The following is a 9,442-nucleotide window of genomic DNA, read 5'->3' on the forward strand; positions in this document are numbered from 1 at the left end:
CACCACCAACGGCAGCGCCTTGTTCAATCGCCGTTCCTACGTCGGCTTGAACGGCAGCGCCGGTTCGATCAAGTTCGGCAAGAACCTGTTCATCGTCAATGACGTCTGGTACCTCGATCCTACCGGCCAGCAATTCCTGAGCACCCAGAATCTGGTGAATGGGCGCAACTGGCCAGGCGCCAACAACGTGATCGAATATCAAACCCCAACCTGGGGCGGTTTCAACGCCACCTTGCAAACCAGCCTGGGCGAACAGGCCGGTTCCACCAAGGCCGGCCGCAAAGACGGGGTTTCTTTGGTCTACACCACCGGTGGCCTGGAGTTGCGCGCCATTTACGATGTGATCCGCGACAGCAGCGGCCGCTACACCGACCTTTACACCGCCTCCAAGGATTTGATTGTCGGCGGCACTTACACGGTGGATAAGCTGAAACTGTTTGCCGGTTACGAAAACCTGTCAGCGTCGGATACCGCCATCGCCACCGCTGCCGACAAACTCAATCACTACTGGCTGGGCGTCAACTATGCAGTGACACCGGCGTTGACCTTGATCGGCGCCGCCTACCATAACAAGCTCAATCACGACGCCGGCAGCGCCAGCCTGTTCATGGTCGGCGCCAACTACAACCTGTCGAAACGCACCTTGTTGTATGCGGCTGTCGGCACCGTGCGCAACAAGGGCAATGCTGATTTCGCCACCGAGTTCGACAACCCTCTGCCGGGACATGGCCAGAACGCCAGTTACGTCGGTGTCAGCCATTCTTTCTGAGCATTCGCTTTGATGCAGCAACGGGGCCATGGTTTCTCATGGCCCCGTTGGCGTTAGAATCGGTGGCTAACGAGAGTTTCATAATTCATGACATCGCCACGGCAAGAGTCATCTGGGGTCAGAGTCAATTTTCGCAGTGCTTCATCGCGAAACTTGACTCTGACCTCACATGACGGATTCGGAGAAAGACAGAGCGCGCCAGGTGGTCTTGTACTTCGCCAATATGCGAGTTATTGGAGAGACATTTCCGTCTGGGTCGGCAAGTGGGATATCGGTCGGAACTAGGTATCAACTGGGGGCCGTGGGGGATTTGAGTTCGATTGAATTAAACGGGGGGAAATTACTCTCGACCGAGGGTAGTATTGGGGCAAATACAATAGATTCCGTCGAAGCAAGGATTCAAGAGCTTGTGAGTGAAGGTCATGGTGTCCAGCGTCACGGAGCTGATGTGACTGGTCAGCAATTAACCGGACGTGCAGTAGAAGGCTTGGATCCGATGACAGGAACGAGAGTTGACGGTGTTCATGGTGGTGCTCATCAGTATGCCCAGCATGCAACTCAGGTCGTGTCCGACGAAGCGTATGCCTTTGCTGAAAATTACGCGAGAAATAGTCAGCAGTTTGTCGATGCGACGTCGGCATCAACCACAGGACGAGCTCAAGTGCAAATTCCTCTACAGGAAATTTTTGGCAATAATTTCAGAGACTATGTCACTGGTGTGACTAGGTATGGGCCGAAGAGTGCCCCGCTTGGGTCCGGGAACACTACTTTTGGTAACGACGCTTATATGGTTACTCGTTATAAGCAAGGGGCTAACGGCGACTGGAAGTTCAATACTATGCTTCCACAGCCGGATTAATTGATAGTCAAAAAAAGATACTTTATGAATGAACTACCTGAACCGATAAAGTCTATTTTGCGCGATTATTGCCATGTTGAGTGGTTTGAAGTCGATGAGCTAGCAGACGATGTGAGGAATGGCCATCCAAAATTTAACGTGGCGGAACTTAAGGATCAATTTGAATGGTTGATTTCAACAACGGATGACATATGCCAAGTTGTGAATGACCTAACGTTAAATGAATTCGAGTCAATGGACGAGGTGCACACTTGGTTGGATAAGATATATCAAGAGGTTTTTCAGCGATGAGGCAGCTACTCCGTGGCCCGCTAAGTGGGGGTCAGAGTGAAGTTTCTGCAAAAAGCGCGCAGAAAGTTCACTCTGACCCCAGTTAGCTGCGTTGGTTAAGCGCACTGAAAAACTGGCTCAGTAAGTTGCAACTACAACTCAAAGGAATGAAGGAATGCTCTGTCAAAACCACCCTGTGCCGGACCAGATTCGATGCTGACCGCTGCCACCGCAAGCCTGCTGATCGACGGCAAACATTTGCTAGGGGAGGGCGTGCTCTGGTGCGCGCGCAGCCAGTGCTTGCTCTGGACCGATATTCTCGGCGCCACGCTGTGGCGCCACCGGCCCGCCAGCGGCGAAACCGAAAGCTGGCCGATGCCCGAACCGCTGGCCACCTTCGCGTTGACCGCCGATGACGACAAGCTGTTGTTGGGCCTGGCCTCGCAACTGGCCTGGTTCAATTTCTCAACCAAGACCGTGACGCCGATTTGCAAAGTCGAGGTGGATTTACCGCATACCAGGATCAACGACGGCCGCTGCGACCGCGCCGGCCGCTTCGTGTTCGGCACCAAGAACGATGCGCCTGATCTGGCGCGCTGCTGCAGTTTTTACCGGCTCAACACCGATCTCACGCTGGAACGCCTGGCGCTGCCCGCGGTAGCCATCAGCAACAGCATTTGTTTCAGCCCCGACGGCCGCACGATGTATTACTGCGATTCACCCGCCAAGACCATCCATTGCTGCGACTACGACACAGCATCCGGCAGCATCGCCAACCCACGCTTGTTCGCCGATTTGCAGCAGCAGACCGGCGTGCCGGACGGCTCGACCGTAGACAGCCAGGGTTACCTGTGGAATGCGCAATGGGGCGGCTACCGGGTGTTGCGCTTGGCGCCCGACGGCAGTATCGACCGCATGATCAAGGTACCGGTGGCGCAACCCAGTTGCGTAGCGTTGGGCGGCGCCGATCTGGACACCTTGTATGTGACCAGCGCGCGTGAATCGCTAACGGCTGCCGACTTGCTGGCCGAGCCAGCCGCAGGCGGGGTGTTCCAGCTGCGGCTGGAAGATATCCGTGGTTTGCCGGAAGCGCGTTTCGGCGCTTAAGGCCCTATCACACCGGCTATGCCGGTCACGCATTCGCCTTACAGATAGCTGATAGTCATGATGACCGGGTTCAGCGCGCCGTCGGCGGCAGAGTGCCTGGCTGCCAGCCGCAGCATGGTTTGCCCCTTGAACGCCATCCGGTAATAGGCCGCTTCCTCGCTCCCCAGCAGCTTGCCGTCGCGCGACAAGGTGACGGCGACGGCAGGGCTGGCGTTCGGGCCGACCTGCTGGAACGCTACATCGAAAGCGCTGTGATGGTCGCAACTGATGTTCATGTTTGTAGCCGCCCCTTGCTTGCTACCGGCGTTGCTGCCGGCATTGGAGATACTGGTGGTGCAAGGCGGTTCGACGATGCTGCCGGTGAAATGGATAATGCCGCCATTGGCGCCGGCCGCCATCGCGCTTGACGCTATGAATAACAAGGCAGATGCAGTGGCGAATTGTAGGGTGGTGATTTTCATGGCGGCTCCTCGGCTAGGGTAATAATCGTATGTTTCATTGCACCCTAGTAATGATGCTATATGGAAACTACGTTAACCGTATCTCACTCGTCCCGGGCCGAAGAGTCAATGAATTTCTACGTGGAAATTAAAAAAGACATGAGAATTTTCTCGAAATGCGCTTGCGAAAATCTGGATAAAAATCATTTCGCCGATGCGGCAATGGATTTTTCCTAGAGCGAATACAGCCGTACTTACAGCCGCACTTGATAACAATCCAATGCCGCCGTCAACCATCTCTCCAGCACTATTTCAATTTTCTACTTGCCAGGACAGCGAGCCCCCAAGCCAGGTTAAAGAAAGCGGATTTGCTACCGTTAATAACTTGGAATAGGGGTAGGAACGCAGGCCGGAAACGGAGCGTTTGAAGAACGCAAGCTTGTTAAATGTGCACTAAAGTTGTTTTTATGCGTAATGAAATGTACACTAACAAAGTTTCCAATGCGCAATTTGTGCATTGGGCAATTTCATAAGGAGTCGCTTATGTCAGGTTTTTCCACCATTGCGGGCCGCACGGCGATTTTGCTTTCTTGCCTGTGTACAGGCGCCGCATCTGCCGCTACCGGCGATACCAGTGGCACAATTACTTTCACCGGCAGCATCACCGGCGTGCCGTGTGAAATCGATAGTACAACCAGCAAAGACGTCACCATGCCAAAGGTGTTTGCAAACGATTTCACCGGCTCCGGCAGTACCGTCCCCCCTGTCGCTTTCAAGATCGTGCTGTCGGGTTGCAATGCGAGCAGCACCGGTGCAACGCTGAAGTTTACCGGCACCACCGACAGCACCAATACAGCAGTCCTGAAGGTGACCGGCACCAGTCCGGCAACCGGCGTCGGGGTGCAGTTGCTAGATAGCACCGGAACGGCGATTGATATGGCTGGCGGTACCAAGAATAGCGACATCACCATTGCCGAAGGCACCAATACCTACGATTTCAAGGCGCGCTATATCGCTACTGCCGATAAAGTCGTGGCCGGCGCCGCCAACGCCACGCTGATGTTCTCCCTGACTTATAAATAAGCCGCCCACGATGGGCGCAAAGCCGAAATGCGGCCGCGAATGCTGCGGTCCCGTGTTAATTTTTGCCGCGCTGAGCGCGGCTTGCGGAGGATAGGATCATGCGTATTTTCAAGACAACACAAGCCGTAACGCTGGCAGCACTGATGCTGGGCTGCATCGGCAGCGCTGCGGCCGGGGTTCAGGTCGGCGGCACGCGGATTATTTTTGACGCCGGCAAGAAAGATGCCTCGATTTCGGTGGAAAACAAGGGCGATGAAGCGTACGCCATCCAGAGTTGGATCGACAACGGCAGCACCGATGGCGCCAAGACGCCATTCCTGGTGACGCCGCCCTTAATGCGGCTAGACGGCGGCAAGACGCAAGCGCTGAAGGTGCGCCTGATCAAGAGCGGGGACGCGGCCAAGGCTTTGCCTAAAGACCGTGAGTCGCTGTACTGGTTCAACGTCAAGGAAATTCCGCCTAAAGCCAAGGGCAAAGACAACACCCTGCAAATCGCAGTACGTACACGCATCAAGCTGCTGTATCGGCCGGCCAATCTGACCGGTTCAGCCGCAGAAGCCGCCAGCCAGTTGAAATGGGCGGTGGTGGCAGGACCGAACGGTAAGGGCGCCGCGCTCGAAGTCGAGAATCCAACCCCGTACTATGTCAATTTCTCGATGATCAATGTGCTGGGCGCGCAAGCTGAAAGCATCAATGCCGATGCTGTAGCGCCCATGTCCAAGCTGAGCTATCCGCTCAAGTCGGCGGCCGCAATCGCACCGGTCAAATTCAATTTCATGGTGATCAACGATTTCGGCGCACTCAGCAACCCGGTCGAGGCCAGCGCCGAGCCGCAAGTAGCGATTGCAAAGTAAGCGATGCCGGCGGTGTGGCGTGAGTGAAAAAAAGTGGCGCCACGCCTGCCTGCAGGGGCTGGCGCTGTGCTGGGCGATTCAGGCGCACCATGTACACGCGCAGCAAGAGCTGGAGTTCGACGAGCGCTTCCTGGAACTGGGCGGCGGCCACCCCGGCGCCGACCTCTCGGTTTTTGCCAAGCGTAATCAACTGCAACCCGGCCGCTACCTGGTCGATATCGATATCAACCAGCAGCGCGTCGATTCGCAGGAAATCCGTTTCGATGCACCGGATCCAGAGCAAGACGCTCAGCCCTGCCTGACGGCGCCGATGTTCGCCGGCTGGGGTGTCAACGTTGCGGCATTCCCGGCGCTGGCAAACGCCGCGCCACAGCAGTGCGTCGATATCGGCAAGATCATCAGTGCCGCGCAAGTCAGTTTTGACAGTTATCAGCATCAGCTCAATATCAGCATTCCGCAGGCGGCCATGAAACGCCGCGCACGCGGTGCGGTCGATCCGGCGCGCTGGGATCAGGGCGTCAACGCCGCCGTACTCGATTACCAGTTGAGCGCGGCCCAGTACAGCGGCAGCGATTACGCCAGCGTAGCCTCGCGCAACTCGCTGTACGCCGGCCTGCGCGGCGGCGTCAATTTCGGCGCATGGCGTTTGTCGCACAGTTCTACCTACAATCGCGGCACCGACGGCGTCGGCAAGTACCAGATCATCAACAGCTTCCTGCAGCGCGATATCGCCGCCTGGAACAGCCGCCTGACCCTGGGCGACGCCACCACCCCCAGCAATATTTTCGACGGCTTCCAGTTTCGCGGCGTGCAACTCAATACCGACGAGGCCATGCTGCCCGATAGCCAGCAAGGCTACGCGCCGACCATCCACGGCGTGGCGCAAACCAGCGCCCAGGTGACGGTGCGGCAAAACGGCTTTGTGATTTACAGCACCTTCGTGCCGCCCGGGCCGTTCGTCATCAACGATCTGTATCCGACTTCGTCCAGCGGCGATCTGGAGGTGACGGTGATCGAGGCCGACGGCCGCAAGAGCAGTTTCGTGCAACCGTACTCGGCGCTGCCGCTGCTGCTGCGCGCCGGCTCGTGGCGCTACAACTTGAGCAGCGGCCAGTATCGCAACGGCTTCTCCTCCAGCCATCCCAGCTTTGTGATGGGCACGGCGGCGCGCGGCTTCAGCGGCGAGTTTTCACTGTACGGCGGCAGCATCGCCGCCAACATCTACCAGGCGGCCTTGCTGGGCGTGGGCAAGAACATCGGTTCCTTCGGCGCGCTATCGCTTGATGTCACCCATGCCCGCAGCAAGCTCAGCGACAACAATTCAGCCGACGTTTCCGGCAACTCCCTGCGTTTTCTTTACGCCAAATCGCTGGCCGCTTACGGTACCGATTTCCGCGTGCTTGGCTATCGTTATTCCAGCGCCGGCTATCGCAGTTTCCCGGATGCGGTAGCGTTGAACGACGGCAGCCTGGCGGTCCAGTCCGGCGCCAAGCACGAGCGGCTGGAAGGCACCATCACGCAGCGCTTGAAAAACGCCGGCTCGCTGTACGCCACCGTCGGCATGCAAAGCTACTGGGGTACTAACGCCAAGAGCAATCTGCTCCAACTCGGCTATTCCGCTTCGACTGGGCGTATTTCTTACGGCGTCTACGGCAGCTATAACAAGGGCAATGGCGCGCCGTCCAACTGGCAAGTGGCGTTCAACCTGTCGCTGCCGCTCAGCCTGTTCGGCGAGAAAGACAGCTCTTCGGGCAATCTCAGTTATTTTGTCAGCCGTAACGATGAAAACCATCTCAACCAGCAAGCCACTTACTCCGACAGCTTAGGCGTCGACCGCCAGTTTAACTACAGCCTCAGCGCGGCGCACTCCAACCAGTCGTCGATCAGCGAAAGCGCCTCGGCCAGCTACCTGGCGCCATACGGCCGCTACGACGTTTCTGCCGCGCATGGCAGCGGTTACGCGCAAACCACGCTGACCGCAGCCGGCGGCGTGGTTGGGCATAGCGGCGGAGTGCTGTTCTCGCAACCGCTGGGCGAAACCGTCGCCATCGTTGAAATACCCGATGTCAAGGGCGTGCATTTCGAGATGCATCCCGGCGTCAGCACCAATCGCGCCGGTGACGCCGTGATTCCTTATTTGAATCCTTATCGCGTTAACCGCATCGTAATCGATACGCAAGAGTTGCCGAAGGATGTGGAAATTAAAAGCACCGTGGAAGAGGTGGTGCCGACGCGGGCGGCAGTGGTGATGGCGAGCTTTGAACCGGTGGTGGGGCATCAGGTTGCGTTTGCGCTGACGATGGCAGACGGCAAGCCGTTGCCGCTGGGAGCGCTGGTGGAAAACGACGAAGGACAGGAACTAGGGATGGTTGGCCAGGATGGCGAGGCGTTCATCAGCGGCTTGACGACGCTACAGGGACATTTTGTGGTGCGCTGGCATGCGGCCGCGGAGCAGCAATGCAGGGTGGATTACGCGCTGCCGGAGAAGGTCGGTGAGGAGAATAGCGATGATGAGGGCTACCAGAGCGTGGTCGGGCGATGCAGATAGGATGGAGAGAAATATGCCTAGCCCACGCCAGCTGAGCGGCGTGCTTGATCGTAGCGGGGGTATCCTACCGCTGCTCTGTGCGTTGCTGCTTTTTCCACTCCAGGCCGCTGCGATGGATTGTGGCGATACCGTCCACACGATCGCGACGCTACCGGCGGTCAAGATTGCCGCTGACGCGCCAGTGGGAGCCATTCTCTGGAGTCGAACGGGAGCTGCTTTTGATGTTGCTTGTTCTACGAGCATCTTCTCCTGGGCTGGGAATACCTTCTTACGCAGGCGCGATCTCAGGCTGACGCAATATGGGCTCGAATTATTGTTAACCTACAAGGGTGATCGCGGCAGCGAACCGGCCACTATCGCGACGGGTATTTATGCCGACGGCAATGTGCATATAACCGGCAATGTGGATATAGAACTGCGCAAAACCGGCGCCACGCCAACGCAAGGCAACGTCGCGAATTCCGAGATCATGGCGTTTGGCATCGATGGCGATGGCGACAATAACAAGGGCCCGCACAAGATCACCGGCCTGAACAACATCAGCTTTGTCAATTACACCTGCAGCGTCGACTCGTCATCGCTCAACAAAAAAGTGCCAATGGGCGACATGCGCGTCGATAAATTCACCGGCATCGGCTCGACGTCACCCAACATCGATTTCAGCATCGGTTTGACTTGCAGCCAGCCGGCCGGCAGCTACTCCGTCGCCATCAAGTTCGACGCCACCGCCGATGCCTCGAAGGCGCCGGGCGTACTGGCGCTGGATGGCGGCGCCGGTGCGGCGACGGGGGTTGGGATTCAACTGCTGATGGATAAGACCCCGGTGACTTTCGGCACGCCCCTGTCTGCCGGCAGCGCCACCGCCGGCGCTACGCTGGCGGTACCGCTGACTGCGCGCTACTACCAAACCGCAGACAAGGTCCAGCCGGGCAAGGCCAACGGTATAGCGACGTTTACCATTTCCTATAAGTAGGCCGGCGTTTGCCATCGGCGCCGATGCGCTTGGTCTTGCGGCTAAGCATTGGCTTCTTTTGTCCCTGCCGGCAGGCTGCGTGGATTGTCGCGCCGACAAATAGTGTTTATAGTTCAGCGTCCCTGCAAAAAACAGGGGCCAGGTTTGACAGCCTGAGTTACGAACAGCGCACAACCGCGTTTGCGGTTTTCTCGTGCGTACTGCTGTTACGCCCCTATGGGCGGCAGTGGTGGGGAGCCTTCGGGCTGCCGGTTTTTCCTGTTCGTACCGGTCTGTCAACCTTGCCATCTGCCGCCCTCCCGTTTGACAGCGCGAAGCGGCCTAACTGCTATAAACAGGAGGTTGCCATGACCGATACTTGTACTTTCACGCCATCCCGCCCAATCCCCGCCAGCCATCAGCCGTTCTCATGGCTAGAGGAAGAATTGCGCATCGACGCCGCCATGCAATTCCTGGCGCACACCTTGGATGCGACGCAAGGCATTCAAACTTGCCTGGGCTTGATCCACGCCAGCAATCTGGCGCGGGAAGAGGGCGAC

10 protein-coding genes are annotated in these 9,442 nt (G+C 57.5%); 9 read left to right on the top strand and 1 reads right to left on the bottom strand.

The window, feature by feature from the left end:
• From VNZ60_RS21095 to VNZ60_RS21110, 4 genes are all read left to right on the top strand, one after another.
• A partial coding sequence (locus VNZ60_RS21095) for a porin (RefSeq protein WP_325662678.1) occupies positions 1-769 on the top strand: 769 nt, incomplete at its 5' end.
• 169 nt (positions 770-938) lie between these two features.
• Positions 939-1,628, top strand: a complete 690-nt coding sequence (locus tag VNZ60_RS21100) for a hypothetical protein (protein WP_325662680.1) — start codon at positions 939-941, stop codon at positions 1,626-1,628.
• A gap of 24 nt (positions 1,629-1,652) precedes the next feature.
• A complete protein-coding gene (locus VNZ60_RS21105; protein WP_325662682.1) occupies positions 1,653-1,919 on the top strand; it encodes a hypothetical protein in 267 nt (88 codons plus the stop codon).
• A 192-nt stretch (positions 1,920-2,111) separates the two neighbouring features.
• A complete protein-coding gene (locus VNZ60_RS21110; protein ID WP_325662683.1) occupies positions 2,112-3,005 on the top strand; it encodes an SMP-30/gluconolactonase/LRE family protein in 894 nt (297 codons plus the stop codon).
• 38 nt (positions 3,006-3,043) lie between these two features.
• Here the strand turns inward: VNZ60_RS21110 and VNZ60_RS21115 are convergent, their stop codons facing one another.
• A complete protein-coding gene (locus VNZ60_RS21115; RefSeq protein WP_325662685.1) occupies positions 3,044-3,466 on the bottom strand; it encodes a hypothetical protein in 423 nt (140 codons plus the stop codon).
• A 522-nt stretch (positions 3,467-3,988) separates the two neighbouring features.
• On the opposite strand from VNZ60_RS21115, the gene VNZ60_RS21120 reads away from it, so the two are divergent.
• The 5 genes from VNZ60_RS21120 to VNZ60_RS21140 form a co-directional block, all read left to right on the top strand.
• Positions 3,989-4,528 (top strand): fimbrial protein, encoded by a 540-nt coding sequence (locus tag VNZ60_RS21120; RefSeq protein WP_325662687.1) that lies wholly within the window; start codon positions 3,989-3,991, stop codon positions 4,526-4,528.
• Between the two features lie 98 nt (positions 4,529-4,626).
• Positions 4,627-5,382, top strand: a complete 756-nt coding sequence (locus VNZ60_RS21125; protein ID WP_325662688.1) for a fimbrial biogenesis chaperone — start codon at positions 4,627-4,629, stop codon at positions 5,380-5,382.
• Between the two features lie 19 nt (positions 5,383-5,401).
• On the top strand, positions 5,402-7,930 hold the full coding sequence (locus VNZ60_RS21130; protein ID WP_473964754.1) for a fimbria/pilus outer membrane usher protein: 2,529 nt from the start codon (positions 5,402-5,404) through the stop codon (positions 7,928-7,930).
• 13 nt (positions 7,931-7,943) lie between these two features.
• Positions 7,944-8,903, top strand: coding sequence for a fimbrial protein (locus VNZ60_RS21135; protein ID WP_325662690.1), 960 nt, complete (start codon positions 7,944-7,946; stop codon positions 8,901-8,903).
• A 347-nt stretch (positions 8,904-9,250) separates the two neighbouring features.
• On the top strand, positions 9,251-9,442 hold a 192-nt coding region (locus tag VNZ60_RS21140; RefSeq protein WP_325662692.1), incomplete at its 3' end, for a hypothetical protein.

Source organism: Collimonas sp., from assembly GCF_035566375.1.
In the GTDB taxonomy this organism is placed as follows: Bacteria; Pseudomonadota; Gammaproteobacteria; order Burkholderiales; family Burkholderiaceae_D; genus Collimonas.